24 protein-coding genes are annotated in these 25,679 nt (G+C 61.1%); 13 read left to right on the top strand and 11 right to left on the bottom strand.

Annotated features, from left to right (window positions below; all coding sequences use genetic code 11):
* Positions 1 to 30 precede the first annotated feature (30 nt).
* The 7 genes from RA26_RS09625 to RA26_RS09600 form a co-directional block, all read right to left on the bottom strand.
* On the bottom strand, positions 31 to 279 hold the full coding sequence (locus RA26_RS09625; protein ID WP_039183442.1) for a hypothetical protein: 249 nt from the start codon (positions 277 to 279) through the stop codon (positions 31 to 33).
* Positions 280 to 475: 196 nt separating this feature from the next.
* Positions 476 to 1,798, bottom strand: a complete 1,323-nt coding sequence (locus RA26_RS09620) for a branched-chain amino acid ABC transporter permease (RefSeq protein ID WP_039183132.1) — start codon at positions 1,796 to 1,798, stop codon at positions 476 to 478.
* Positions 1,795 to 2,805, bottom strand: coding sequence for a branched-chain amino acid ABC transporter permease (locus tag RA26_RS09615; protein ID WP_039183129.1), 1,011 nt, complete (start codon positions 2,803 to 2,805; stop codon positions 1,795 to 1,797). The genes RA26_RS09620 and RA26_RS09615 overlap by 4 nt, the downstream gene beginning before the upstream one ends.
* The gene (locus tag RA26_RS22620; RefSeq protein ID WP_152612582.1) at positions 2,805 to 3,236 is read right to left on the bottom strand and encodes a hypothetical protein; all 432 of its coding nucleotides are present in this window, start codon (positions 3,234 to 3,236) and stop codon (positions 2,805 to 2,807) included. Before RA26_RS22620 ends, RA26_RS09615 begins: the two co-directional genes overlap by 1 nt.
* Positions 3,237 to 3,239: 3 nt before the next feature.
* Positions 3,240 to 4,070, bottom strand: a complete 831-nt coding sequence (locus tag RA26_RS09610) for an ABC transporter ATP-binding protein (RefSeq protein WP_082015792.1) — start codon at positions 4,068 to 4,070, stop codon at positions 3,240 to 3,242.
* Positions 4,067 to 4,855: an ABC transporter ATP-binding protein gene (locus tag RA26_RS09605; RefSeq protein ID WP_019296305.1), complete on the bottom strand. Its 789-nt coding sequence runs from the start codon at positions 4,853 to 4,855 to the stop codon at positions 4,067 to 4,069. The genes RA26_RS09610 and RA26_RS09605 overlap by 4 nt, the downstream gene beginning before the upstream one ends.
* Positions 4,856 to 4,952: 97 nt before the next feature.
* Positions 4,953 to 6,146, bottom strand: a complete 1,194-nt coding sequence (locus RA26_RS09600; RefSeq protein WP_039183126.1) for an ABC transporter substrate-binding protein — start codon at positions 6,144 to 6,146, stop codon at positions 4,953 to 4,955.
* Between the two features lie 240 nt (positions 6,147 to 6,386).
* Here RA26_RS09600 and RA26_RS09595 point away from each other — a divergent pair, with 240 nt between their 5' ends.
* Positions 6,387 to 7,436, top strand: a complete 1,050-nt coding sequence (locus RA26_RS09595) for a PQQ-dependent sugar dehydrogenase (RefSeq protein WP_241482621.1) — start codon at positions 6,387 to 6,389, stop codon at positions 7,434 to 7,436.
* 20 nt (positions 7,437 to 7,456) lie between these two features.
* Here the strand turns inward: RA26_RS09595 and RA26_RS09590 are convergent, their stop codons facing one another.
* On the bottom strand, positions 7,457 to 8,461 hold the full coding sequence (locus RA26_RS09590; protein ID WP_039183120.1) for a GlxA family transcriptional regulator: 1,005 nt from the start codon (positions 8,459 to 8,461) through the stop codon (positions 7,457 to 7,459).
* Between the two features lie 181 nt (positions 8,462 to 8,642).
* On the opposite strand from RA26_RS09590, the gene RA26_RS09585 reads away from it, so the two are divergent.
* The gene (locus RA26_RS09585; RefSeq protein ID WP_039183117.1) at positions 8,643 to 10,013 is read left to right on the top strand and encodes a class II 3-deoxy-7-phosphoheptulonate synthase; all 1,371 of its coding nucleotides are present in this window, start codon (positions 8,643 to 8,645) and stop codon (positions 10,011 to 10,013) included.
* A gap of 124 nt (positions 10,014 to 10,137) precedes the next feature.
* Here the strand turns inward: RA26_RS09585 and RA26_RS09580 are convergent, their stop codons facing one another.
* Complete coding sequence (locus RA26_RS09580; protein WP_039183115.1) at positions 10,138 to 10,953, bottom strand: PAS domain-containing protein; 816 nt, start codon at positions 10,951 to 10,953, stop codon at positions 10,138 to 10,140.
* A gap of 237 nt (positions 10,954 to 11,190) precedes the next feature.
* Between RA26_RS09580 and RA26_RS09575 the strand changes: the two genes are divergently transcribed.
* From RA26_RS09575 to phoB, 10 genes are all read left to right on the top strand, one after another.
* Positions 11,191 to 12,087 carry a YicC/YloC family endoribonuclease gene (locus RA26_RS09575; RefSeq protein WP_039183111.1) on the top strand — a complete coding sequence of 299 codons (897 nt, stop codon included), beginning with the start codon at positions 11,191 to 11,193 and terminating at the stop codon, positions 12,085 to 12,087.
* 16 nt (positions 12,088 to 12,103) lie between these two features.
* Entirely contained in the window at positions 12,104 to 12,745 is a 642-nt protein-coding gene (gene gmk / locus RA26_RS09570; protein WP_039183110.1) for a guanylate kinase, read from the top strand.
* Complete coding sequence (locus RA26_RS09565; protein ID WP_039183107.1) at positions 12,742 to 13,263, top strand: gamma carbonic anhydrase family protein; 522 nt, start codon at positions 12,742 to 12,744, stop codon at positions 13,261 to 13,263. The genes gmk and RA26_RS09565 overlap by 4 nt, the downstream gene beginning before the upstream one ends.
* Positions 13,264 to 13,365: 102 nt before the next feature.
* Positions 13,366 to 14,406 (top strand): sensor histidine kinase, encoded by a 1,041-nt coding sequence (locus tag RA26_RS09560; RefSeq protein ID WP_039183104.1) that lies wholly within the window; start codon positions 13,366 to 13,368, stop codon positions 14,404 to 14,406.
* A gap of 205 nt (positions 14,407 to 14,611) precedes the next feature.
* Positions 14,612 to 15,667 (top strand): substrate-binding domain-containing protein, encoded by a 1,056-nt coding sequence (locus RA26_RS09555; protein ID WP_039183101.1) that lies wholly within the window; start codon positions 14,612 to 14,614, stop codon positions 15,665 to 15,667.
* A 113-nt stretch (positions 15,668 to 15,780) separates the two neighbouring features.
* The gene (pstC, locus tag RA26_RS09550) at positions 15,781 to 17,253 is read left to right on the top strand and encodes a phosphate ABC transporter permease subunit PstC (protein ID WP_039183099.1); all 1,473 of its coding nucleotides are present in this window, start codon (positions 15,781 to 15,783) and stop codon (positions 17,251 to 17,253) included.
* Complete coding sequence (gene pstA / locus RA26_RS09545; protein WP_039183096.1) at positions 17,253 to 18,611, top strand: phosphate ABC transporter permease PstA; 1,359 nt, start codon at positions 17,253 to 17,255, stop codon at positions 18,609 to 18,611. Before pstC ends, pstA begins: the two co-directional genes overlap by 1 nt.
* A 15-nt stretch (positions 18,612 to 18,626) precedes the next feature.
* Complete coding sequence (gene pstB / locus RA26_RS09540; protein WP_039183093.1) at positions 18,627 to 19,424, top strand: phosphate ABC transporter ATP-binding protein PstB; 798 nt, start codon at positions 18,627 to 18,629, stop codon at positions 19,422 to 19,424.
* Between the two features lie 16 nt (positions 19,425 to 19,440).
* Positions 19,441 to 20,151, top strand: a complete 711-nt coding sequence (phoU, locus tag RA26_RS09535) for a phosphate signaling complex protein PhoU (protein WP_039183092.1) — start codon at positions 19,441 to 19,443, stop codon at positions 20,149 to 20,151.
* Positions 20,152 to 20,154: 3 nt separating this feature from the next.
* Positions 20,155 to 20,844 (top strand): phosphate regulon transcriptional regulator PhoB, encoded by a 690-nt coding sequence (gene phoB, locus RA26_RS09530; protein ID WP_039183088.1) that lies wholly within the window; start codon positions 20,155 to 20,157, stop codon positions 20,842 to 20,844.
* Between the two features lie 72 nt (positions 20,845 to 20,916).
* Here phoB and RA26_RS09525 read toward each other — a convergent pair whose 3' ends face one another.
* On the bottom strand, positions 20,917 to 21,828 hold the full coding sequence (locus RA26_RS09525; RefSeq protein ID WP_039183085.1) for a LysR family transcriptional regulator: 912 nt from the start codon (positions 21,826 to 21,828) through the stop codon (positions 20,917 to 20,919).
* 99 nt (positions 21,829 to 21,927) lie between these two features.
* On the opposite strand from RA26_RS09525, the gene RA26_RS09520 reads away from it, so the two are divergent.
* Positions 21,928 to 23,148 carry an acyl-CoA dehydrogenase gene (locus tag RA26_RS09520; protein WP_039183082.1) on the top strand — a complete coding sequence of 407 codons (1,221 nt, stop codon included), beginning with the start codon at positions 21,928 to 21,930 and terminating at the stop codon, positions 23,146 to 23,148.
* Between the two features lie 625 nt (positions 23,149 to 23,773).
* Here RA26_RS09520 and RA26_RS09515 read toward each other — a convergent pair.
* Complete coding sequence (locus RA26_RS09515; RefSeq protein ID WP_039183081.1) at positions 23,774 to 25,324, bottom strand: trimethylamine methyltransferase family protein; 1,551 nt, start codon at positions 25,322 to 25,324, stop codon at positions 23,774 to 23,776.
* Positions 25,325 to 25,679 lie beyond the last annotated feature (355 nt).

Raw genomic sequence — 25,679 nt, 5'->3', positions numbered from 1 at the left:
AGGAGCGGGAGGCCGCAATGAGGGCTGCAGTCAGCCCTCTTTCATTTGCCTGTAACCTTCGCGTTTGCAGATTTCATCGGCTTCCTGGACCGGCATCGAGGTGGGTCGGTCGATCGAACGGTCCCAAAGCACCCGGTCCTTGGTGTAGAGCTGGCAAGTCACCACGCCCTTGCTGGTCTGGAGCTGCACCGGAGTGGTTTCGAACTGCTCGGGGGAAACGCAGCCAGACAAAGCCGCAATTGTGCCGAAGGCGGCAATAGATTTCAGAACGGTGTGCATGGCTTCCGGCCTCATTAAACTCTGCTCAGTAGTACGAACCCCACAAAAACAAATGATTAAGGCACCACTTTCGCGGTTCTAAGGCAAAGCTGGGGCGTTGAATGCTGCGGGGGAAATGGAGCGGTTCAGCTGCGCCGAACTGCAGCAAAAAAGGCCGGGCCCTGGCCAGAACGTGCTGGTCAGGGCCCGTGCTATTTTACTTTTCAGGGATCAGGCCGCGCGGACTGAACCTCAGCACCAGAAGCAATATCAGCCCCATGGTGAACAGCCGCATATGCGAGGCACTTTCCAGGAGGTGCGCCTTCAGCGCGCTACCCTCGGCCATGCCTGCGGTTACCAGCTCCATCAGCAGGATGCCCATCGGCTCGACTTTGATCCAGAAGAACCAGATCAGCATGCCGCCCAGCACTGCGCCGAAGTTGTTGCCGGAACCGCCGACAATCACCATCACCCAAATGAGGAAGGTGAACCGCAGCGGGTTGTAGGTGCCCGGCGTCATCTGGCTGTCCAGCGTGGTCATCATCGCACCGGCAATGCCGCAGATGGCGGACCCCAGCACGAAGATCTGCAGGTGGCGGCGGGTCACATCCTTGCCCATCGCCTCGGCCGCGGTCTCGTTATCGCGGATCGCGCGCATCATCCGGCCCCAGGGGCTTTTCAGCGCCATTTGCGCCATCCACAGAAGCGCCAGCAGCACCATGGTGAACATCAGCGCATAGCCCGCTTTCACATAAACGGTCGAGGCGGTGACCGGGTCCATGCCCCAGCTGGCCGCGCGCTCCACAAAGGACGGATCGCTTTGCAGATCCACCTCATACGGCAGCGGGCGGGGCAGGCCGACGACGTTCTTAACGCCCCGCGACAGCCAGTCCTCGTTCTTCAGCACCGCAATGATGATTTCGGCAATCCCGAGGGTGGCAATCGCCAGATAGTCCGAGCGCAGACCGAGGGCGGTCTTGCCAATCAGCCAGGCTGCGCCTGCCGCGAGCAAGCCGCCTGCGGGCCAGGCCAGCAGCACCGGCAGGCCCAAGCCGCCGATATTGCCGTGAAGGGCGGGGTTGATTGCTTCAACCGAGCCAACGGCCGGATCGAAGATTGCACGGTAGACGATGAAGCCCACGATCATGACCGCCGACAGCACCAGCATACGCAGTTTGCCGGCTGGCATGAATTTGGTGATCATCACCGCCGACACAACCGTCAGCGCGCCCATGACCAGTGCCATCACGATGCTGACACCGCCGGACGACCATGCCGCCGGGATCACTGGGGTCGATACCAGTACCACGGCCAGCCCGCCAAGCGCGGTGAAGCCCATGATGCCGACGTTGAACAGCCCGGCAAAGCCCCACTGGATGTTCACCCCGATCGCCATGATGGCGGAGATCAGCCCCATGTTCAGGATCACCAGCGCCGAGTTCCAAGAGCCGGAGAAGAACAGGAAGTCTGTCGCGCCCTCAGCCAGGATCATCACGCCGACAAAGACGAAAAGAAGGGTATGTTTCATGGTCTCGGTCATACCGCTTTCCCTTTGAAAAGGCCGGTGGGCTTGAACAGGAGGACAACAATCAGGATCGCGAAGGAGACCGCGAACTTGTAGTCGGTGCTGAGGAGCTGAACCAGCCCGTCAGGTGCCAGGCTGTCCGGCAGGCCGTAGGTCAGAACCTTCTTCCAAGCATAAGTGATCGTCACCTCGGAGAAGGCGATGATGAACCCGCCGGCAATGGCCCCGATCGGGTTGCCGAGACCGCCCACGATGGCGGAGGCAAAGATCGGCAGCAGCAGCTGGAAATAGGTGAAGGGTTTGAACGACTTGTCGAGACCGTAAAGCACACCCGCAATGGTCGCCAGCGCCGCGACGATCATCCAAGTGTACATCACCACGCGCTCCGGGTTGATGCCCGACAGCAGCGCCAGATCTTCGTTATCCGAATAGGCCCGCATGGACTTGCCGGTGCGGGTCTTGTTCAGGAACCAGAACAGCACCGCCACAACGATGATCGCAGTGATCACGGTGATGCCTTGCGTGGTCTTGATTGCCAGGCCTTCGTTCAACCCGGTCATCTGCTTGAAGGTGCGGGCCTTGATGATGAACCGCTCGCCATCGGCAAACCGCTGGTCGCCGGGGCCGATGATGAAGCGCACGATGCCGTTCATCATGAACATCACACCCAGCGAGACCATGACAAAGATCACCGGCTTTGCCTTCTGCTCGCGGTAGAACCGGTAGACGGTGCGGTCCGTCAGCAGCACCAGCGCGATGGCGCCCAGGATGCCAAAGGGCAGGGCCAGAAGCGCCGTCGGCAGCACGCCTGCGCTAAGGCCCATCGACTGAAAGGCCCAGGTGATCAGGATCGTGACCATCGCCCCGAACGCCATGGTGTCGCCATGGGCAAAGTTCGAGAACCGCAGGATCCCGTAGATCAGCGTCACCCCCAGCGCGCCGAGCGCCAGCTGGCTGCCATAGGCCAGCCCGGGGACAAGTACAAAGTTGGTTAGCGCCACAAGGGCGTTGAGAAGATCCATTACGACACCACCGTTTCACAGGTGCCAAGCACGGAAGCAACAAGCCCCATGTGCTGACCTGTATCTGGATTCATTTCGACTGAGACATGGATTGAGTAGGCAAATGTCAGGTCGTCAAACAAAGTCAGAGAGCTCACTCCTTGGGCAGCGATTGGCTGACCATAGGCACGTAAAATAGCGCCATCTGACGGCTCAAGTGCCTTCAGGTCGAAACGGCTTTCTGCTGAAGTAAAGACTACGTTCTCACCGTTTTGGATAATCGAATGGCCAATTTGTTTTTCAGTGCATGGGGTTGTCGCCACGCAGCCATGTGACGATATGCATGTCCATTGGCTGGCTGCCGAAGCGAAGCTCGGTAGGGGAAGGGCAAGCAGGGCAGCCGCATTGACTGCTGCGGCCAACTTAAGCACGGGGCGGATAACAATGTGCATTCTTTACCCCCCCAGGAACGACTTGCGCACTTCGGGATCGGCCAGCAGCTCCTTGCCGGTGCCGGTATAGGCATTGCGCCCCTGCACCAGAACATAGCCTTTGTCTGCGATCTCAAGCGCTTGCTTAGCGTTCTGCTCCACCATCAGGATCGGCAGCCCGGTGCGGGCAACCTCGATGATGCGGTCGAACAGCTCATCCATCACGATGGGAGAAACGCCTGCAGTCGGTTCGTCCAGCATCAGCACCTTGGGCTTGGTCATCAGCGCGCGGCCCACCGCCACCTGCTGGCGCTGGCCGCCGGACAGCTCACCGGCCGGCTGGTTGCGCTTGTCGCGCAGGATCGGGAACAGATCATAGACCTGCTCCATCGTGTCCCGGAAATCATCGGTACGGATGAAGGCGCCCATCTCCAGGTTCTCCTCCACCGTCATCGAGGTGAAGATGTTGCTGGTCTGCGGCACAAAGCCCATGCCCTTGACCACCCGGTCCTGCGGGGTGAGCTGGGTGATGTCCTCGCCATCCAGGCGCACGGCGCCGGAGCGCACGTTCAGCATCCCGAACACGGCCTTCATCGCGGTCGACTTGCCGGCGCCGTTGGGGCCGACGATGACCGCGATCTCGCCCTTGTCGACGGCGATGGTGCAGTCATGCAGGATGTCCGGACCCTTGCCGTAGCCGCCGGTCATGGTGTCGCCGATCAGGAACGGGCCGCCGTCGACCTTGTGGGTGGGGCCGCTTTTCATATGGGCGGGCTGCATCGTGCCGATGCCTTTCGTATTGGTGATCGAGGCATCCTTGTTGCCATGATCGTCCTGGTAGGGGTTGTCGCTCATGCGCCCGCCTCCAGTTTGTCTTTGTTTTTCAGGCCGGTACCCAGATAGGCCTCGATCACATGCTCGTTTGCCTTGATCTCGTCCAGGGTGCCCTCGGCCAGTTTCTTGCCTTCGGCCATGCAGATTACCGGATCGCACAGGCGGCCGATGAACTCCATGTCATGCTCGATGACGACAAAGGTGTATCCGCGCTCCTCATTGAGGCGCTTGATTGCATCGGCAATGGTGTAAAGCAGGGTTCGGTTCACACCGGCGCCAACCTCGTCGAGGAAGACGATCTTGGCGTCCACCATCATGGTGCGGCCCAGCTCCAGCAGCTTCTTCTGGCCGCCGGACACTTGGCCCGCCTTCAGGTCCGCGATGTGGCTGATGGTCAGGAACTCCAGCACCTCGTCGGCCTTGGCCCGCAGCGCGCGCTCTTCGTCAGCAATCCGCTTGCGGCCGAACCAGGTGTTCCACAGGGTTTCCCCGGATTGCGCGCCCGGCACCATCATCAGGTTTTCCCGGCAGGTCATCGAGGAAAACTCATGCGCAATCTGGAAAGTGCGCAGCAGCCCCTTGTGGAACAGCTCATGCGGCGGCAGGCCGGTGATATCCTCACCATCCATGGTGACCCGGCCTGAGGTCGGCTCCAGCACGCCTGCGATAACGTTGAAAAGTGTGGTCTTTCCAGCCCCGTTCGGGCCGATCAAACCGGTTATGGACCCCTTGGCGATTTCCAGCGAGGCGCCGTCAACCGCGTGGAACCCGCCGAAGTGCTTGTGCAAGTCCTCGACGACGATCATGTCATTTCATCCCCTGCCGCGTTTTCGCGGCGTTTTTAATTTAGAACAGCCCGGGAAAACCCGGGCTGGCCTATCTTGGTTGCTTTTCAGATGCTTATCAGCGGAAGCGAAGGGTTTCGTTCTTGCCGTCCTTCACTTCGATCTCGCGGTAGGAGCCTGCGCTCTCACCCGGGCCGATCAGCTCAACGCCGGTTGCGCCCTGATAATCGATGTCGCCGCCAGCGGCGAGGATTTCCAGCGCCTTGCCAAGCTCACCCGGGTTGATCGGCTCGCCCGGTGCGTTTGCCACGTCCAGGATCTTGCCAACATAGTCCGCCGGGTTGGTGGAGTTTGCGGCCTGCATTGCTAGCAGGAACAGCGCTGCTGCATCATAGGATTCAGACGCGTAGGCCGAGGTGCCGTCAAAGCCGCGCTCTTTTGCCATTTCGGCAAAGATTTCTGCGCCTTTGCTGTCGGAACCTGCGATCTGGCCGAAGGAGCCGTCGAGGTCCGCGCCAACGTTTGCGGGCAGGCTGTCGCCGATCATGCCGCCGGGCAGGCCAAAGGTGTCAAAGGCACCGGAATCCAGCGACCCCTGGATGATGCCCAGGCCGCCCTGATCCAGGTAGCCTGCAACCACCAGGATGTCGCCGCCAGCGGAGGCCAGCGCGCCGACCTCTGCGGAATAGTCGCCTTTGCCGTCTTCATGCGCGGTCACGATGGTGACTTCGCCGCCGGCTGCCTCGAACGAAGACTGGATCGCGTCCGCCAGGCCCTTGCCGTAGTCGTTGTTGGTGTAGGTCAGGGCGATCGAGTTGATGCCGCGGTCCTTCAGGATGTCAGCCATCACCTGGCCTTCGCGTGCGTCCGACGGCGAGGTGCGGAAGAACAACCCGTTGTCTTCCATGGTCGACAGGCCGGGCGAGGTCGCCGACGGCGAGATCATCACCATGCCGTTCGGGATCGCCACGTTCTGCAGGATCGCGCCGGTCACGCCGGAGCAGTCGCCGCCGATGATGCCGTTCACACCTTCTGCAACCAGTTTCTCGCCGTTTGCTACGGCCAGACCGTTGTCGATGCAGCCGGTGTCGGCACGCACAGAGGTCACGGTGGCGCTATCCAAGAGCTTGCCGGATTTGGTGACTTCTTCCATGGCCAGCTCAGCGCCGTCGCCCATTGCCGGGGCCAGCGATTCAATCGGGCCGGTGAAGCCGAACAGCACGCCCAGTTTCACTTCCTTGGCATGGCCGCCGGCATATGCGGTGCCAGCAGTCAGCGCAGCGGCCGCGGTGGCCATCAGCAGTTTCTTCATTTGAGAACTCCCATTGTTGGAACAAAAATGTTCACATCGGACCCTAGGCAAGCCGTCTGGAAAAGAAAAGTCCCGTTGAGGCGTGAGATAGCAAAGAGTCCGTCCCGTTTTTCTCCGCTATTATACGTTTGTGTTCTGCGGAGCTGCATTTAATTTAAGCTTGAAGTAACAAAAGGGGAAGCAAAAATGTTGCAGCGGTTACTCATTTTGTCGGCTGCATTTCTTCTGGTGCCGTTTTCCATGACTGTTCAGGCAGATACGATGGACAGCAGCCTTGGCAGCGTGAGCGTGACGAGGATGGCGGGCGGCTTCGATGTGCCTTGGGCTTTGGCTTTTCTGCCGGATGGCGGTTTTCTGGTGACGGAGCGGGACGGCACGCTTTTCCATGTTCAAGGCGGAAAAAAGAATCGCATCAGCGGCACGCCCGCCGTGGCCGCAGAGGGGCAGGGCGGCCTGCTGGATGTGATGGTGCCGCGGGATTTTCAAACCAGCCGGGAGGTTTTCCTGACCTTTGCGAAACGTCAGGGCCGCGGCGCGGGAACCGCTCTGGCCGCGGGCCGTCTCAGTGCGGATAACAGCGCTCTGGTTGACCTCCGGATCCTGTTCGAAGCCGCACCAGGTGCCACCGGCGGGCGCCACTTCGGCTCCCGCGTGGTTGAAGCGCGGGATGGTACTCTGTTCATTTCACTCGGGGAGCGCGGTGACCGGCCCAGCGCCCAGAACCTGCGGCTGCATCAGGGATCTGTGGTGCGGATCAACCGCGACGGCTCGGTCCCCGGCAGCAACCCCTTCACCCGCCGCAAGGACGAGCAGCCGGAAATCTGGTCCTACGGCCACCGCAATCCGCAGGGGATGGCGCTTGATTTGCAGGGCAGTCTTTGGGTGGCGGAACATGGTGCCAAGGGCGGCGATGAGGTGAACCAGGTCCGCAAAGGCGCCAACTACGGCTGGCCGGTGATCTCCTACGGCCGACATTACTCTGGCGCAAAGATCGGCGAGGGCACGTCTAAACAGGGCATGGAGCAGCCCGCTTGGTACTGGGATCCGTCTATCGCACCCTCTGGCATGATGATCTATTCCGGCCGGATGTGGCCGGAGTGGCGCGGCCATATCTTCGTCGGTTCGCTCAAGTTCGATTACATCTCCCGGCTTTCCGGGGTGCCGCTGAAGGAGGCCGAGCAACTGCGCGGCACAGCAACCGGGCGCATCCGCGATGTGCAGGAAGCGCCCGATGGCAGCATCTGGTTTGCATCAGAGAGCGAAGGGGCGGTCTTCAGGATTTCCAGATAACCGCCCGCCCGGGCTGGGGCTCAGGCCTTATACGCTGCTGCCTTGCTGCCGCGTTCGCGGTAGGGGGTGGTGTCGTAATGGGCCCGGTAGCACTTGGAGAAATGCGACGGCGAGGCAAAGCCGCAGGCCAGCGCCACGTTGATCACGCTCATATCCGTCTGCATCAGCAGGTTGCGCGCCTTCTGCAGCCGCAGCTCCATGTAATAACGCTTTGGCGAGCGATTCAAATAGCGGCGGAACAGGCGTTCCAGCTGACGGGTGGACATGCCCACGTCCTGGGCCAGGATCGACGGGCTGATCGGCTCTTCGATGTTTGCTTCCATCATCTGGATGACCATCGACAGTTTGGGATGCCGCACACCGATGCGGGTCGGGATCGAAAGCCGCTGGGTGTCCTGGTCGGTGCGGATCGAGGAGTAGATCAGCTGGTCTGCAACCGAATTTGCCAGATCCTCGCCATGGTCATTGGCAATCAGCTTGAGCATCAGATCGATGGAAGAGGTGCCGCCAGCCGTCGACAACCGGTTCCCGTCGATCACAAAGACCGACTTTGCCAGTTCCACCTCGTCAAATTCCTCGTTGAAGCTGTCGGCGTTTTCCCAATGGATGGTCGCGCGCTTGCCGTCCAGAAGCCCTGCCTTGGCCAGCGTGTAGGATGCTGTGCACAACCCGCCGACCATCAGCCCCTTGCGCGCCTCACGGCGCAGCCAGGACAGGATTTTTTTGGTGGAGGCATCCTGAACATCGATACCGCCGCACAGCATGATAGTGTCGTCACGCTGCAGCTCGTCCAGATCCGAATCGAGCTGAAAGACAGTTCCCGCGGAACACGTTACCGTCTCCCCGCCTTCACCGACCACGGACCAGCTGTACAACTCCTTGCCAGCCATCCGATTTGCGATCCTCAGCGACTCCATCGCAGCCGAAAAGCAAAGCAGGGTGAATTTGTCGAGAAGCACAAAGACAAACCTCTTCGGCTGGCCGGTGGCTACTCCTGAAACAGCAGGCTTGCGTGGCGTCTGCATGGCGGGCGTCCTTCAAGAAACAAGTCGGGCCGCGGGAGCACGCTCCGCGGCAAGTCGGAAAACCGTGCTCACAGCTTGGACCCGGGGTCAAGTCTCCGCAATTCTAAACTGGCCTCTCCCGGGCGGATTTTGTATAGAGCACCCAACATATTCTAAAGACCTCTGATGCGGAGATAAAGTCATGAGCGAATGGCAAAAATCGGACTGGCGCAACAAGCCGCGGGTGCAGATGCCGGACTACACCGATGCCGCAGCGCTGAACGCTGTCGAGGCTCAGCTCTCCAAGTATCCGCCGCTGGTGTTTGCCGGTGAAGCGCGCCGTCTGAAACAGCACCTTGGTGCGGCCGGGCGCGGCGAGGCGTTCCTGCTGCAGGGCGGTGATTGCGCCGAAAGCTTTGACCAGTTCAGCGCAGATGCGATCCGCGACACCTTCAAGGTAATGCTGCAGATGGCCATGGTGCTGACCTATGGCGCCAAGGTGCCGGTGGTGAAGGTGGGACGTATGGCGGGCCAGTTCGCCAAGCCCCGCAGCGCGCCGACCGAAACGATCGATGGCGTGGAGCTGCCCAGCTACCGCGGCGACATCATCAATGAACTGGACTTCACCGCCGCGGCCCGCATCCCGAACCCGCAGAAAATGCTGCAGGCCTATACCCAGGCGGCTGCGACCCTGAACCTGCTGCGTGCGTTTTCCACCGGCGGCTTTGCCGACATGAGCCGGGTGCATTCCTGGACCCTCGGATTCACTGATGAGCAGGAAGTCCAGAAGTACAGCGAGATCGCAACCCGCATTCAGGACACCATCGATTTCATGGCAGCGGCCGGCATCACTGCCGACACCACTCATGAATTCTCCACCGTCGATTTCTACACCAGCCACGAGGGCCTGCTGCTGGAATACGAGGAGGCGCTGACCCGTCTCGATTCCACCTCCGGCAAGTGGCTGGCGGGTTCCGGCCACATGATTTGGATCGGCGACCGCACCCGGCAGCCGGACGGCGCCCATGTTGAATTCTGCAGCGGCGTGCTGAACCCGATCGGCCTGAAATGCGGCCCGACCACCACGGCTGAGGACCTGAAGGTGCTGATGTCCCGCCTGAACCCCGAGAACGAAGAAGGCAAGCTGACTCTCATCGCCCGCTTCGGCGCCGGCAAGGCGGGCGAGCATCTGCCGCGCCTGGTGAAGGCTGTTAAGGAAGAAGGCGCCAATGTCACCTGGGTCTGCGACCCGATGCACGGCAACACCATCAAGTCCTCCACCGGCTACAAGACCCGTCCCTTCGACAGCGTTCTGCGCGAAGTGCGTGATTTCTTCGGTGTTCACAAGGCCGAAGGCACCATCCCCGGCGGCGTGCATTTTGAGATGACCGGCCAGGACGTGACAGAGTGCACCGGCGGCGTGCGCGCTGTGACCGAAGAGGACCTGTCCGACCGCTACCACACCGCTTGCGATCCGCGCCTCAACGCCAGCCAGTCGCTGGAACTGGCCTTCCTGGTGGCGGAAGAGCTGTCTGCCCTGCGCGCAGCGCAAAGCGCCCGCCAGGCCGGCTGACGGCACCTGCAACAGCCCAAGGCTAACAAAAAAGCGCCCCGGAGGTTCTCCTCCGGGGCACAGTCAATTCAAGCAGCTATGACCTTGTACTTGAACCTTGAATTCTCTCAGAGCCGGGCCTGGATCAGTCGCGGCTGACCACCAGGCGCAAATGCGGTGCGCCTTTGCGCTTGGCTGGGGCAGGATCGGCCGGCTCCTCTGTCTTGCCGGCCCGGCTGCGCTCCAGCATTGCCTTGGCTTCATCCAGCAGCGAGCGTTCCGGCTTGAAGCGGGCCTGGGTCTCGGCAAAGCCCGGATTGGGCTGGTTCACGTCCGCGGGGGCATCCTTGGCCTCTGCACGCGGCTTGGCTTTGAACTCGGCGGAGGTATCGGCTTTGCCAACGGCGCGCATCTCAATCGAGCTGATTGAGAACCGCTGGGATGTGACTGACGTTATCTCATCAGCCACCAGAACCCCCAGCACCCGGCTGATATCGCCCAGGTCGCTGCGCAGCGGCAGGAGCAGCATGCGGGCTTCGCGAGGGGTGCTGAGACGCGGCGCCAGGATCTGCAATTCCAGCTCAACGACTGCAGGTGTGTCGAACATGTGCTCCATTGCATTGCTCAACTGCTTACGCGCATCCGCGGTGAAAAACGCCGTCACCGGCATGCCGCGCACTTCCATGCCCGCCATCTCATTGACCTGGGAACCTGCCAGACGGAAACGGGCGATGCCCGGCGCAATCCGTTCCAGAATGAAGGTGTTGCTCAGGATATTCTCCAAGCCGCGCGGGTCGATCTGCGAGCGGCTGGGCACATCGTCACCGCGGCGCAGCGCCGTCCAATAAGCCTCCGCCTGGCGCAGCGGTGACAGTGCACCGCCTTTGCGGAAACGGTTCATGGATACTACGTTTGCCTGTCCGTCAGACAAGCCATCCCCACTGCGGCTGCCAAAAATCATCTCGTTTTCCCCTGCAACTCCGGACATCCTGTGGTCCTGCGCAGCTCCTTGCTGCCTAAAGACTTAGGGCCGGTATGGTTACCCTGAAGTTAAGATGACACAATCTAATTCAAATTTGGACTAAATCTTAAAGCAATGGTTAACGCCTTCGCATGCGCCCGTTTTTGCAATTGCGCTTGCACCCTGTAGTTTCGAGACAGTAGAGCAGATTAATCACCAGCGTTCAGGGGGCTTTCAATGACCATCCGAAGTATGACCGCCTTTGCCTCGGCACAGGGCAGCTCCGATCAGCACAGCTGGAGCTGGGAGCTCAGGTCAGTCAATGCCAAGGGGCTGGATATCCGCCTGCGGGTGCCGGACTGGCTGGAAGGCCTTGAAAACCTGACCCGTTCCGCCCTGTCCAAGGCGCTGGCGCGGGGCAATGTCTCGCTGACACTCCGGATCACCCGGACTGAGGACAGCGCCGGGCAGGTGCAGGTGAACGCCGCGGTTCTGAAGTCTGTGGTAAAGGCGTTGGGAGAGGCGCAATCGCTTGCCAAGCAGAACCGGGTGGAGGTCCGGCCTGCCTCAGCGGCTGAGCTTCTGTCCTTCAAAGGCGTGCTGGAACAGTCCGCGGGCGACGACGATCCGGCGCCTCTGGTGGCTGCGCTTGGAAAGGAACTGGACACTCTTGTGGCGGAATTCGTGCAGATGCGCGAGGCCGAGGGTGCCGCGCTTGCCGTAATTCTTAACACACAATTGGAGCAGGTTGCGGCCCTGACCGCACAAGCCGCGGAGCGCGCCGAAGAGCGCAAGGCCAAGATGGCTGGAACGCTGACGGCCAATCTGGCGCGGGTGATGGACAACGCAGATGGCGCCGATCCCGACCGGGTGGCTCAGGAACTGGCGCTGATTGCGGTCAAGGCCGACGTTACCGAGGAACTGGACCGGCTTGGCGCCCATGTCGCGGCGGCCCGTGATCTGCTGGTCAAGGGCGGGGCTGTGGGGCGCAAGCTCGATTTCCTAATGCAGGAGTTCAACCGCGAGGCCAACACGCTCTGCTCAAAAGCTCAGCACAGCGGCTTGACGGCGGTAGGGCTTGAGATGAAAACCGTCATCGACCAGATGCGCGAGCAGGTGCAGAACATAGAATAAGAAAAGGAGTGCCCAGATGGCGGACCGCCGCGGCCTTTTGATCATCCTCTCATCGCCTTCGGGCGCAGGCAAATCCACACTGGCCCGCCGCCTGATGGCCTGGGACCCGGGCCTTGCCTTCTCAGTCTCCGCCACCACCCGCGCCCCGCGCCCGGGGGAGGAGCACGGCCGTGAATACTATTTCATGTCCGAGGATGAGTTCAAACAGAAGGTCGCCGAGGGCGGCATGCTGGAGCACGCCCACGTCTTCGGCAACTTCTACGGCTCGCCCGCTGGCCCGGTAAAGGACACCATCGAGGCCGGCCAGGACGTGCTGTTCGACGTTGACTGGCAGGGCGAGATCCAGATCCGCAATTCCGATCTGGGCAAGCACGCGCTGTCGATCTTCATCCTGCCGCCTTCGATCACCGAATTGCGCCGCCGCCTGGAAACCCGGGCGCAGGACAGCGACGAGGTGATCTCAAAGCGGATGATGAAAAGCTGGGATGAGATCAGCCACTGGGGCTATTATGACTATGTGCTGGTCAACGACGATCTGGACGAGACCGAATCCAAGCTGAAAACCATCGTCGAGGCCGAGCGCATGCGCCGCATCCAGCAGCCCAAGCTGCAGGACCACGTCCGCGCCTTGCAAACCCAGTTCGAGGAACAGTCATGACCCTTTTTGCTCTTGGCGCTGACCAGCCGCAAATCGATGAGGACACCTGGGTCGCCCCCGATGCCAACCTGATAGGCAAGGTGGTGATGGAGGCAGGGTCCTCTGTCTGGTTCGGCGTCACCATCCGTGCCGACCACGAGGAAATCCGCATCTGCGAAGGCACCAACGTGCAGGAAAACGTGGTCATGCATATTGATGCGGGCTACCCGCTGACCATCGGCAAAAACTGCACCATCGGCCACAAGGCGATGCTGCACGGCTGCACCATCGGCGAGAACTCTCTGGTCGGCATGGGCGCAACCATCCTGAACGGGGCGAAGATCGGCAAGAACTGCCTGATCGGGGCAGGGGCGCTGATCACCGAGAACAAAGAAATCCCCGACAACTCCCTGGTGATGGGCAGCCCCGGCAAGGTGGTCCGGGAGGTGGACGCGGCGCTGGCTGAAAAGCTGACGCAAAGCGCGCTTCTCTATCAGGACAACATGCGCCGCTTCAGGGCTGAGCTGAAACCGCTGTAACCGGCGTAAACCGGGCGGTTTTGCGCTGCTTGAACGGTTGCTGCCATAACAGGTTTACACTGCGGCAGTAGGCAGGCCGGACTGGGCAACAGCGGGGAACAGATGACGACGGATCTGATAGAAGGATTTCTGGCGGCAATTCCGCTGCCTGCTGTGATGGTGGACCAGACCGAGCGCTTCATCGCCATCAACAGCGGTGCTGAAGCGTTGCTGGGGCAAGGCATCCAGGGGCGCCACTTCGCAACCATCCTGCGCCAGCCCAGCGTTGCCACCGCGATCGAGGCCTGTCTGCACGACAAGCAATCACGTACCGCAAGGCACCTGTCCAACGATGGCGCGCAGGACACCACTTACACAGTCACTCTGCGCTACGTGCCGGGTGTCGGTGCTGTGGGCGGCGGCGCGGTACTGGCCTGTTTCGACGACATCACCGAACGCGAACAGGCCAGTCAGATGCGGCGTGATTTCGTAGGTAACGTCAGCCACGAGCTGCGCACGCCGCTCACCGCCCTCATTGGCTTCATTGAAACCCTGCGCGGGCCGGCCAGGGATGACGCCGCCGCCCGCGACCGGTTCCTTACGATCATGGAAGGCGAGGCCAGCCGGATGAACCGCCTTGTCGGGGATCTCTTGTCGCTGAACCGAGTGGAAAGCGAGGAGCGGGTCCGCCCCAAGGAAAAGGTCGACCTGACTGGCCTCCTGTCCTCAACCCTCAAAACGCTCGCACCGGTGGCAGAGGCTCGCAGCAGTGCGATGACACTGGAGGCACCGGAGGACACGGTCAGCGTCACCGGCGATCCTGATCAGCTGCGCCAGGTGTTCCTCAATCTGGTAGAGAATGCGGTGAAATACGGCGGCGACCAGGTCCGCGTCGTCCTGACCCATACAGACCGCGATCCGTCGGTGCGGGCGCCTGCCGCGCGGATTCAGGTGATCGATAACGGTCCCGGAATCGCCCCCATCCACCTGCCGCGCCTGACCGAGCGCTTCTACCGCGCCGACAGCCACCGCTCCCGCGAGATGGGCGGCACCGGCCTTGGCCTCGCAATCGTCAAACACATCATCAACCGCCACCGCGGGCGGCTGCGCGTCGAAAGCGATCTGGGCGAAGGCTCTGTTTTTACAGTGATTTTGCCGGACTAGTCGACTTCCGCCTGTCAGCCGGACACACGCTGCTGACGCTCCTCCACGGCGGCGGCTTTGGCGTTTGTATCAGAATTTTTTCTGCCAAACCCCGCTTTGTCATACGGGCGTTACACAGCTGTCACAAAAGCCTCATCAGCAGCTTCTAGGAGAGGCGGCAAGATCATCACGGTGTGATCGACCTTTGAAACTCTTGGAGACACAAATGTCCTTTGTGAAACTGACCGCTTCCGCCCTGGCGATTTCCGCCGTTTCCGCCACCGCAGCCGCTGCGCGCGACCAGGTGCAGGTTGCCGGTTCGTCCACCGTTCTGCCCTACGCCTCCATCGTGGCAGAAGCCTTTGGCGAGAACTTCGATTTCCCGACCCCGGTTGTTGAATCCGGCGGCTCCTCTGCCGGCCTCAAGCGTTTCTGCGAAGGCGTGGGTGAAAACACCATCGACGTCGCCAACGCTTCGCGCCGCATCAAGGACAAGGAAGTCGCTGCCTGTGCCGAAAACGGCGTGACCGACATCATCGAAGTCCGCATCGGCTATGACGGCATCGTGTTCGCGTCGGACATCAACGCCAACTCCTTCGAATTCACCCCCACCGACTGGTTCCTGGCCCTGTCCGACAAGGTTCTGGTTGACGGCGAACTGGCCGACAACCCGAACACCACCTGGGCCGACGTGAACCCGAACTTCCCCGCCGTGGACATCCAGGCCTTCGTGCCCGGCACCAAGCACGGTACCCGCGAAGTCTTCGAAGACAAGGTGATCCTGGCCGGCTGCGAAGCCACCGGCGCGTTTGAGCACCTGCTGGCCCACGCCGAAGGCGACACCGACAAAGCCAAGCACAAGGCCGCTGAGAAGGCCTGTATTGCCCTGCGCACCGATGGCAAATCGGTCGACATCGACGGCGACTACACCGAAACCCTGGCCCGCATCGAAAGCAACAAAGACGGCATCGGCGTCTTCGGCCTGGCGTTTTACGAGAACAACACCGACAAGCTGCAGGTTGCCACCATGTCCGGCGTTGTGCCCTCGACCGAGAGCATCGCAACCGGCGAATATCCGGTCTCCCGCCCGCTGTTCTTCTACGTGAAGAAAGCCCACATCGGTGTGATCCCGGGCCTCAAGGAATATGCTGAGTTCTTCGTGGCGGACGAGGTTGCCGGCGAAGACGGCCCGCTGGCCGAGTACGGCCTGGTTGCCGATCCGGAACTGACCGAAACCCAGGAAGCGGTTGCCAATGAGACCGTGATGGGCGGCAACTCCTAAGCGGCCCCGCCTGTGATCTGATCCTTGCCGGGGCGGAGCCATCCGCCCCGGCGCATTCTTTCCGCGGCAGGGCTGCCGCAGCTGATACGCCACCGCCAAAACCGGAGCTTTTCATGCCCACTTTCTGGCTTGTTGCCCTCCTGATCGCGCTTTCCGCCGCAGGGTTCTACGGCGGCCGCCGCCGCGCGATTGCCACCGCTGCGGGCAATGTCAAAGACCTTCATTCGCTGCCATCTTATTACGGCTACCACGTGGCGCTTGCGGCCTTTGTTCCGGCCATCGGCGCCCTTGCAATCTGGCTGCTGGCCCAGCCGATGTTTATTGAAAACCGCGTCTCCGGCATGATCCCGGCAGAGGCGATCCCGGAAAGCTCTTCCATCGGCCTGGTGATGAGCGACGTGCGCCGGGTTGCCGAAGGGCTGGATCTGGCGGTGGAGCAGGGGCTGCTGACCGCCCGCGAGGCCCGCAATGCCGTTGCTGGCGAGCAGGACCTGCGCGCCCTGATGGGCGAAGTTGGCGTGGCACTGGGTTCCAAGGTGCGCCCGGAAGTGCTGAACGCCGCCCAGGCCTACCGCAATCTGTCCCACACTGGCCGCATTGCCATGACCGTTGTTGTGGCGCTGCTGGCGCTTGGCGGGTTCGCCTTTGCTTACGCGCGTACCCACAAGGACTTCCGCGCCCGAAACGTGGTGGAACGCGCGGTGCTGGCGCTGCTGATCCTGGCGGCCTCGCTGGCGATCCTCACCACCGTGGGCATCGTCCTGTCGATGCTGTTTGAAACCAAAAACTTCTTTGGCCTGCATTCCTGGACCGATTTCTTCTTCGGCTCCACCTGGGCACCCAACTTCCGGGGCGGCAGTGAGCTGTCGATCCTGCCGCTGCTGTGGGGCACGCTCTATATCTCCTTCATTGCGCTGCTGGTGGCGGTTCCGGTGGGCCTGTTTGCCGCCATCTATTTGTCCGAATACGCCAGCGGTGCCGTGCGTGCCTTTGCCAAGCCGCTGCTGGAAATCCTCGCGGGCATTCCCACCATCGTCTACGGCCTGTTTGCGCTGCTGACCGTCGGCCCCGCGCTGGCAGACCTCTTCGGCAAGGGCGGCCTTCTGGGTGTCGAATGGATGACTGGTGCCACCTCGGTCCTGACCGCAGGCCTCGTGATGGGTATCATGCTGATCCCCTTCGTCTCCTCGCTGTCCGATGACATCATCAACGCGGTGCCGCAAGCGATGCGCGACGGCTCGCTGGGCCTCGGCGCAACTAAGTCCGAGACCGTGCGCCAAGTGGTGATGCCCGCCGCACTTCCGGGCATCGTCGGCGCGGTGCTGCTGGCCGCCTCGCGCGCCATTGGCGAGACCATGATCGTGGTGATGGGGGCAGGGGCGATTGCCAAGTTCTCTGCCAACCCGCTGGAATCGATGACCACTATCACCACCCGTATCGTCAGCCAGCTGACCGGCGACACCGACTTTGCCAGCCCGGAAACGCTGGTTGCCTTTGCCCTGGGCCTGACCCTGTTTGTCCTGACCCTCGGCCTGAACGTCCTGGCGCTCTACATCGTGCGCAAATACCGGGAGCAGTACGAATAATGACTGACCTCAGCCAAAACCCCGCAGGCGCTGCGCCCCGCAAACACGGCGGCTCGCTGCTGGAGAAATCCCCGCACACCAAGAAGCGCAACGCGGCAGAAACCCGGTTCAAGGCCTATGGCATCGCCGCCATCACCGCGGGCCTGATCATGCTGCTGGTGCTGGTGACCACCATCGTCGGCAAGGGCACCGGTGCCTTCCAGCAGACCTTTGTCACGCTGAATGTGGAACTGCTGGAAGCCAAGCTCGACAAGAAGGGCAACCGCGATCTGGCCGACATCAAGAAGGTCACCACCTTCGGTTACGCCCCGATCATCAAGGGCGCGATGGAGGCCGTGATCGAGGAACTGGGCATTGAGACCAGCCTCAAATCCAAAGAGCTTGCCGGTATCCTGTCCAAGGACGTCGCCGCCCAGCTGCGTGACTATGTGATCGCCAACCCGGACCAGATCGGCCAGACGGTGGAGTTCCGCTTCCTCGCCTCCAGCCGCGTGGACGGCTACCTGAAGGGCCGGGTGAGCCGCGACAGCATCGTCAACGACAAGAACATCTCAGCTGAACAGCTTGATCTCGTTGATGCTTTGGCCGCTGCCGGAGTATTGGAAAAGACCTTCAACCTCGATTTCATCTTTGGCGCGGATGCCTCCGACGCCCGCCCGGAGGCAGCCGGCATTGGCGTCTCCATGCTGGGCTCGCTGTTCATGATGCTGGTCGTGCTGGCGCTGGCGCTGCCGATCGGCGTCGCCGCCTCGATCTACCTTGAGGAGTTTGCACCGCAGAACTGGCTCACCGACATGATCGAGGTGAACATCTCAAACCTTGCAGCCGTGCCGTCGATCGTGTTTGGCATCCTGGGCCTGGCTGTCTTCATCAACTACATGCACCTTCCGACATCGGCGCCGCTGGTGGGCGGTCTGGTGCTGACGCTGATGACGCTCCCGACCATCATCATCTCCACGCGCGCCTCGTTGAAATCGGTGCCGCCGTCGATCCGCGACGCAGCGCTGGGTGTCGGCGCCTCCAAGATGCAGGCGGTGTTCCACCATGTGCTGCCGCTGGCTGCACCCGGCATCCTGACTGGCACCATCATCGGGCTGGCGCAGGCGCTGGGGGAAACCGCACCGCTGCTGCTTATCGGCATGGTCGGCTTCATCGCCTCCAACGCGCCGGAAACCCTGGCGGACGGCCTGCTGGCGCCGAACTCCGCCATGCCCGCCCAGATCTACGAATGGGCGAAACGCGCCGACCCCGCATTCTATGAACGCGCCTGGGGCGGCATCATCATCCTTCTTCTCTTCCTGGTGACCATGAACACGCTTGCTGTGATCCTGCGCCGCCGCTTTGAACGCCGCTGGTAAAAGGGGCATAGTGCAATGAACGACATGACCTTGATGGATAAGACCGTGGAAACCCAGAACATCAAAATCGCCGCCAAGGACGTGAACGTCTACTACGGCGACAGCCACGCGATCAAAGACGTGAACGTCGAGATCGAGGATAACACCGTCACTGCTTTCATCGGTCCTTCGGGATGCGGCAAGTCGACTTTCCTGCGTTGCCTGAACCGGATGAACGACACCATCGACATCTGCCGCGTGAAGGGCGACATCCTGCTGGATGGCGAGGATATCTACGACAAGCGCGTCGACCCGGTGCAGCTGCGCGCCAAGGTGGGTATGGTGTTCCAGAAGCCGAACCCGTTCCCCAAGTCGATCTACGACAACGTGGCCTATGGCCCGCGCATTCATGGCCTGGCCAAGAACAAGGCGGAACTGGATGAAATCGTGGAAAAATCCCTGCGCCGCGGCGCCATCTGGGATGAAGTGAAGGACCGTCTCGACGCCCCCGGCACTGGCCTGTCCGGCGGCCAGCAGCAGCGCCTGTGCATCGCCCGTGCCGTTGCGACAGAGCCCGAGGTGCTGTTGATGGACGAACCTTGTTCGGCGCTTGACCCGATCGCCACCGCGCAGGTCGAGGAACTGATCGACGAACTGCGCAGTCAGTATTCCGTGGTGATCGTCACCCACTCGATGCAGCAGGCCGCGCGGGTCAGCCAGAAAACCGCCTTCTTCCACCTCGGAAACCTGGTGGAATTCGGCCCCACCGGCCAGATCTTTACCAACCCCGAAGATCCGCGCACCGAAAGCTATATCACCGGCCGGATCGGCTGATTTCTAGGAAAAACAAATGACTGCACAGCACATTGCATCTGCATTCGACCGCGATCTGGAGGCAATTCAGGCCCGGATCATGAAAATGGGCGGCCTGGTCGAGGACGCCATCCGTGAAGCCGCGCAGGCACTGGAAACCCGCGACGAAGAACTGGCGCTGACCGTGCGCCAGGGCGACAAGGCCATTGACGGGCTGGAAGAGCTGATCAACGAAGAGACCGCGCGGCTGATCGCTTTGCGCGCGCCTGCGGCCTCCGACCTGCGGCTGGTGCTGTCGGTAATGAAGATTGCCGGCAATCTGGAACGCATTGGCGACTATGCAAAAAACATGGCCAAGCGTACCGGCGTCCTGGCCCAGGGGCCGAACATCAGCGAAGGCACATCCGCCCTGCGCCGCATGGCGCGCGAGGTGGAGCGGATGCTGAAAGATGCGCTGGACTCCTACATCCAGCGCGATGTGGAACTGGCCCGCGACGTGATCGCACGCGACCGCGACGTCGACCAGATGTACAACGCCCTGTTCCGCGAATTCCTGACCCACATGATGGAGGATCCGCGCAACATTTCGGCCTGTATGCACCTGCATTTTATTGCAAAAAACACCGAACGCATGGGCGACCACGTGACCGCGATCGCCGAGCAGGTGATCTATCTGGTCACCGGCGAGAAGCCGGAAGAAGACCGCAAGAAAGCCGATACCACCTCGACCACACCGCAGGAGATCTGACCGATGGCTGCCGACCAGCCCACCGTTCTGGTTGTAGAAGACGAAATGGCGCAGCGCGAAGTGCTGGCCTATAATCTCGAAGCTGACGGCTTCCGTGTGCTCAAGGCCAAGGATGGCGAAGAAGCGCTGCTGGTGGTCGAGGAGGACATGCCCGATATCATCATCCTTGACTGGATGATGCCCAATCTCAGCGGCATCGAGGTTTGCCGCCGCCTCAAGACCCGCGCCGAGACCCGCAACATCCCGGTGATCATGCTGTCCGCCCGGTCCGAGGAAGTGGACAAGGTGCGCGGCCTGGAAACTGGCGCCGATGATTACGTGGTGAAACCCTATTCGGTGGTTGAGCTGATGGCACGGGTGCGCAGCCAGTTGCGCCGGGTCCGGCCCTCCACCGTTGGTGTGCGCCTGGAATACGACGACATCGTTCTGGACGCAGAAACCCACAAGGTCAGCCGTGCCGGAAACCAGCTGAAGCTGGGTCCGACCGAATTCCGCCTGCTCTCCACCTTCATCGAGAAACCGGGCCGGGTCTGGAGCCGGGAACAGCTCCTGGACCGGGTCTGGGGCCGCGACATCTATGTCGACACCCGCACCGTCGACGTTCACATCGGCCGGTTGCGAAAGGCGCTGACCCAGCACGGCGGCGACGATCCCGTCCGCACCGTGCGCGGCGCCGGCTACGCCCTGGGCTGAAGCCTGGCGGAAACGGCACCGGGGGGTGCACAAGGGGTGTACAGGGGGTGCACGCATGTCACCCCCTGATCTTCACCGCGGCAGCGGGTCCTCCGGCTGCGCTTTTCCTGCCAGCCAGCCGCGGAACTTCATCAGCGCCGGCGCGTCTGATTTTCGCTCCGGCCAGACCAGGTAATAGGCGCCGGCAGTTTCAACCGCCTCCGGATGCAGCGCCACCAGCCGGCCGGTCGCCAGGTCCTGCTCCACCAGGTAATCCGGCATCAGCGCGACCCCAAGCCCGTGCAGCGCGGCCTGGGTGATGGTTGCGAATTGATCATAGATTGTACCACTTAATCCCGCATCAGCTTCAATGCCTTGCTGCTCGAACCAGTCCTTCCAGGCGGTTGTCCGGGTCTGGATGTGCAGCAGGGGCAACTTCAAGATGTCCTTCGGCTCCTCAACCCTGCGTCCGTCCGTCAATTGCGGTGCGCAGACCGGCAGCAGCTGTTCATGCTTCAGCAGCAGGGATTGCGTTCCGGGCCACTCGGCGTTTCCGAAATGTATCGCAGCATCAAAGGGTTCCGTAGCAAAATTGAATGGTTCCAAGCGGGTGGCCATGTTGATGGTCACATCCGGGTGAAGCCGGGCAAACTCCGGCAGCCGCGGCATCAGCCAGCGCATGCCGAAGGCTGGCAGGATCGCCAGGTTGAGCGTCCCTGCTAGCGAGGCGGCCTGCAAACGCAAGGTGGATTGCACGATCTGGTTCAAGGCCTGCCGGATCTCCGCAGCGTAATCCTGGGCCTCTGTTGTCAGCGCCAGACGCTTTTGGTCGCGCTGCACCAGCTCCATCCCCAACTGCCGCTCCAGCGTTTGCAGCTGGCGGCTGACCGCACCCTGCGTCAGGGCCAGCTCATCGGCGGCGGCAGAGGCGCTGCCAAGCCGGTCCAGCGCTTCAAGGGCGCGCAGGGAGGAGATTGAGGGCAGGAATTTGCGTGGGACTGTCATGTATGAGTGTTTGTCATGCTTTGTTGCCAAAGTCTCGCTGTTTTTTCTGTTCACCGCCCGTTAGGGTTTGGCCAAATCGCGAACCACTGAGGTGACAAGATGACAGATAAACCCGCCCTGCGCGCCAAGGATGCCCCGGACCTGGGCCGTTTCAATTGGGAAGATGCCCTGCGTCTGGAGGATCAGCTGACCGAAGACGAGCGGATGATCTCCGCCTCGGCCCGTGCCTATGCTCAGGAAAAACTTCAGCCGCGCGTGCTAAGTGCTTATGAAAATGAGGAAACAGATCCCGAGATCTTCCGCGAGATGGGCGAAATGGGCCTGCTTGGCACGACCATTCCAGAGGAATACGGCGGACTTGGCGGCGGCTATGTGTCCTATGGCCTGGTTGCCCGTGAGGTGGAGCGCGTGGACAGCGGTTACCGCTCGATGATGTCGGTGCAAAGCTCGCTGGTTATGTATCCCATCTACGCATATGGCAGTGAGGAGCAGCGCCAGAAATACCTGCCTAAACTGGCCTCCGGCGAGTGGATCGGCTGTTTCGGTCTGACCGAGCCGGATGCCGGTTCCGATCCTGCCAGCATGAAGACCCGCGCCGAGAAAATTGAAGGTGGATACAGGCTTAAGGGGTCCAAGATGTGGATCTCCAATGCGCCTATTGCCGATGTATTTGTAGTTTGGGCTAAGTCCGAGTCCCATGGCGGCAAGATCCGCGGCTTTGTGCTGGACAAGGGTCTGAAGGGCCTGAGCGCGCCGAAGATCGAAAACAAAGCCTCCCTGCGCGCGTCGATCACCGGTGAGATCGTCATGGACGGTGTCGAAGTCCGCGAGGACGCGCTGCTGCCCCACGTTGAAGGCCTGAAAGGGCCGTTCGGCTGTCTCAACCGTGCGCGCTATGGTATCAGCTGGGGCGCCATGGGCGCTGCCGAGGCCTGCTGGCACGCGGCGCGTCAATACGGTCTGGACCGCACCCAGTTTGGGCGTCCTCTGGCCAACACCCAGCTGTTCCAGCTGAAACTGGCCAACATGCAGACCGAAATCACCCTGGGCCTGCAGGCGTCCTTGCGTGTCGGCCGGCTGATGGATGAAGCGAGCGCCGCGCCGGAGATGATATCGATCATCAAGCGCAACAACTGCGGCAAGGCACTGGAGATTGCGCGGATGGCGCGTGACATGCACGGCGGCAATGGCATCAGCCTGGAGTTCAATGTGATCCGCCATATGGTGAACCTGGAGACCGTGAACACCTATGAGGGCACCCATGACGTGCATGCGCTGATCCTGGGCCGCGCCCAGACCGGTTTGCAGGCGTTTTTCTGATTACCTGGATGCAGCGCGGGGAGTGTTCCGCGCTGCGTTTTCGCAATATGAGGTTGCACTTTTGCAAGCTTCAGACGTGCAGGGAATTCTGCAAAGGAAGCCACGCTGCCATTTTCACCTGAAGAGGCGTCGAGGCGCGGGAACGTCGTTAACACGTTGGGCGCCTTGGGGCGGCAATCTTCGTAGCTGGAAGCGCTATTCTGACGGTCGAAAAGTTAACGCGCGCATCGCGTTTTGCAAAACTGTCGCTTTGTTTATGCCTGACCGGCAACACTGCTGCAAGATTGCAGGCCGCGAATTGAGCTCCTTTAAACAGGCGCGTCTTGCATTTTTTCAAATCAACAGCTTTGGAAGCCTCGGGTAATTGGCAGGTTTTGCGTTATTGCAATGCTGCTTTGCGCATCTGCTGCTGCAAAAATGCAGATGATACCAAGGAGGGTAGCGCACCGGTTTGCGTTTCTAGTCGTCTTTACAATAAGTTAACCTGAGGATCTGGGAGCCTCAAGGTCAAACTTAGGACAATTTTCAGAAATGAGCTGTACAGCTCCTGCCTGTAGTTCAGGCCGGCAAGTATGTTAAAACGGGCCGGAAATCCCGGCCCGTTGAAAGGTCATCCAGTTCCGCGTCATGCAGGCAGATGGATATTGAAGTTCTGCCGGATTGCCATGTCGGTTTCCGCGTCAAACCGGGCTGAGGCGCGTTCGGACAGGATCTTTTCCTTTTTGGCGACTGCCTTTTCGATCAGATCGGGCTTGTCGCGCTCCGCCCATTCCTTGGGAGAGGTGCGGTCGCCCAGATCCGGGTAGACATAGTCGACCTGCATCCGCCCAAGGGTCTGATCGGTACCCAGGTAATGGCCAGGCCCGCCCAGGCAGGTGGCACGCATCTGATCGAGCGCAAGGGTCTCGTCGTTCACCTCAATGCCGCGGACACAGCGCTGCGCCTGGCCCAGCAGGTCATTGTCCAGGATCAGCGATTCCAGGCAGAAACCAAGCAGAGAGGCGTGCATGCCGGCGGCCTCATAAACCATGTTGAGGCCAGAAAGGCCGGCCATGACGGCGGAACACATCTGCTCCCAGCCAGCCTGCATGTCCGGCAGCTTGGAATCTGATGCCCCGGCTGCAGCACCGCCGGGCAGGTTGTAGAACTTGTGCATCTGGGCGCAGCCGGTGGTCAGCAGGGCTTGTTCCCCGGAGCCAACGGACATAGCACCGGTGCGCAAGTCGAGGCCGAAGGGCCAAGTGCCAAAAATCGCAGGGGCACCGGGCTTTACGGCGTTGACATAAACCAGTCCAGCCAGGCATTCGGCAACCGCCTGGGTGATGGCCCCGGCAATGGTCGAAGGGGCTGTGGCGCCGGCCATGCCTGCTGACAGTAGAAGCACAGGCATGCCGCCCTTGATGCATTCCTCCATCACTTCACAGGATTCCGTGGCAAACTTCATCGGCGGCACCACGAAACAGTTGGAGTTGGAAACAAACGGGCGCTCGCGCCATTTGTCTTCGCCGCCCGCAATCAAGTGCAGCAGCTCAAGCCCGTTTTTCACATACCCAGGTTCAGTGAAAGAGACGCCGACATGTTTGGTGGTTCCGGCACAGGTGGCGTAGATGGAGTTCAAATCCATCTCGAGGTTATCGGGAATGTCGCGGCAGACCATGGGGCGCTGGACAAAGTGGATGTTGTCCAGCTGATCGCAGATGCGGGCCGCGTCATGTAGGTCCTGCACGGTGGAGTCACGGTAGTTTCTGCCTTGCACATCGACCACACTGACGGCCGCGCCCGCGGTGCCGTAGTGGACACGGCCGCCCGACAGTTCCAGATCGTTTTTGCCGTCGCGGCTGAATAGGGTGACGGAGCGGTTTGCCTTGGCGATTGTGTCTTCCACCAGGGCGCGGGGGAAGCGGATGCGGCCGTCGTCGCCCAGTGTGCAGCCTGCGGCAGTCAGGTAATCGATCCCGCTCTGCGGGGCGTCAGCAAGGCCGATCTCTTCCAGCGCGGTGAGGGCGGCCTCGTGGATCTTTTCCATGTCCGCTTGGCTTAGCATCTTCAGGGCGGTGGATTCCATGCCGGGGCGGACCGGGCGCAGATGATCCGGCAGAGCGGCAGCACGGGCAGCACGGCGCGCATTGCGCCCGCCGCTGCGGGTGGCGCGGGCAGGGGAGGCTTGGTCGTTCATTTTGGGAGCCTTTCAGGAATGTGAGTTGAAACGTGTTTTATTTCAACTCAGTACGGCCGGCCTCTGGCGGCGCGTCCCCGTGCCGCGCCAATAGTGCGGCAGACGAGGTTAAGAAGGCTGCGTTCTTCCTGCATGCGGTCTCCTGTGATCTTCGCGGCAGTCTGGCATGCATTTGCGAAGATTCTAGCACGATAACGACCTTGGTGAAAAATGCGACATTTTTTTCACACGGTTCTGCTTGAAGGCACCGCAAGCGTGAACAGTTAATAAATTTCGATGCTTTTTACGGTAATGACGCTTCTTTTAACGCTTCTGGCGCAGGTGGATTTCGGGCAGTCTTGGAACGAAATATTAA

The organism is Leisingera sp. ANG-M7, assembly GCF_000813965.1.
Classification (GTDB): Bacteria; Pseudomonadota; Alphaproteobacteria; order Rhodobacterales; family Rhodobacteraceae; genus Leisingera.
This window is presented reverse-complemented; position numbering and strand designations above follow the sequence as displayed.

Bases quoted from the DNA above. Each gene is read 5' to 3' on its own strand.
- RA26_RS09625 (WP_039183442.1), bottom strand. From the start codon at position 279: ATGCACACCGTTCTGAAATCTATTGCCGCCTTCGGCACAATTGCGGCT.
- RA26_RS09620 (WP_039183132.1), bottom strand. From the start codon at position 1,798: ATGACCGAGACCATGAAACATACCCTTCTTTTCGTCTTTGTCGGCGTG.
- RA26_RS09615 (WP_039183129.1), bottom strand. From the start codon at position 2,805: ATGGATCTTCTCAACGCCCTTGTGGCGCTAACCAACTTTGTACTTGTC.
- RA26_RS22620 (WP_152612582.1), bottom strand. From the start codon at position 3,236: ATGCACATTGTTATCCGCCCCGTGCTTAAGTTGGCCGCAGCAGTCAAT.
- RA26_RS09610 (WP_082015792.1), bottom strand. From the start codon at position 4,070: ATGAGCGACAACCCCTACCAGGACGATCATGGCAACAAGGATGCCTCG.
- RA26_RS09605 (WP_019296305.1), bottom strand. From the start codon at position 4,855: ATGATCGTCGTCGAGGACTTGCACAAGCACTTCGGCGGGTTCCACGCG.
- RA26_RS09600 (WP_039183126.1), bottom strand. From the start codon at position 6,146: ATGAAGAAACTGCTGATGGCCACCGCGGCCGCTGCGCTGACTGCTGGC.
- RA26_RS09595 (WP_241482621.1), top strand. From the start codon at position 6,387: ATGACTGTTCAGGCAGATACGATGGACAGCAGCCTTGGCAGCGTGAGC.
- RA26_RS09590 (WP_039183120.1), bottom strand. From the start codon at position 8,461: ATGCAGACGCCACGCAAGCCTGCTGTTTCAGGAGTAGCCACCGGCCAG.
- RA26_RS09585 (WP_039183117.1), top strand. From the start codon at position 8,643: ATGAGCGAATGGCAAAAATCGGACTGGCGCAACAAGCCGCGGGTGCAG.
- RA26_RS09580 (WP_039183115.1), bottom strand. From the start codon at position 10,953: ATGATTTTTGGCAGCCGCAGTGGGGATGGCTTGTCTGACGGACAGGCA.
- RA26_RS09575 (WP_039183111.1), top strand. From the start codon at position 11,191: ATGACCATCCGAAGTATGACCGCCTTTGCCTCGGCACAGGGCAGCTCC.
- gmk (WP_039183110.1), top strand. From the start codon at position 12,104: ATGGCGGACCGCCGCGGCCTTTTGATCATCCTCTCATCGCCTTCGGGC.
- RA26_RS09565 (WP_039183107.1), top strand. From the start codon at position 12,742: ATGACCCTTTTTGCTCTTGGCGCTGACCAGCCGCAAATCGATGAGGAC.
- RA26_RS09560 (WP_039183104.1), top strand. From the start codon at position 13,366: ATGACGACGGATCTGATAGAAGGATTTCTGGCGGCAATTCCGCTGCCT.
- RA26_RS09555 (WP_039183101.1), top strand. From the start codon at position 14,612: ATGTCCTTTGTGAAACTGACCGCTTCCGCCCTGGCGATTTCCGCCGTT.
- pstC (WP_039183099.1), top strand. From the start codon at position 15,781: ATGCCCACTTTCTGGCTTGTTGCCCTCCTGATCGCGCTTTCCGCCGCA.
- pstA (WP_039183096.1), top strand. From the start codon at position 17,253: ATGACTGACCTCAGCCAAAACCCCGCAGGCGCTGCGCCCCGCAAACAC.
- pstB (WP_039183093.1), top strand. From the start codon at position 18,627: ATGAACGACATGACCTTGATGGATAAGACCGTGGAAACCCAGAACATC.
- phoU (WP_039183092.1), top strand. From the start codon at position 19,441: ATGACTGCACAGCACATTGCATCTGCATTCGACCGCGATCTGGAGGCA.
- phoB (WP_039183088.1), top strand. From the start codon at position 20,155: ATGGCTGCCGACCAGCCCACCGTTCTGGTTGTAGAAGACGAAATGGCG.
- RA26_RS09525 (WP_039183085.1), bottom strand. From the start codon at position 21,828: ATGACAGTCCCACGCAAATTCCTGCCCTCAATCTCCTCCCTGCGCGCC.
- RA26_RS09520 (WP_039183082.1), top strand. From the start codon at position 21,928: ATGACAGATAAACCCGCCCTGCGCGCCAAGGATGCCCCGGACCTGGGC.
- RA26_RS09515 (WP_039183081.1), bottom strand. From the start codon at position 25,324: ATGAACGACCAAGCCTCCCCTGCCCGCGCCACCCGCAGCGGCGGGCGC.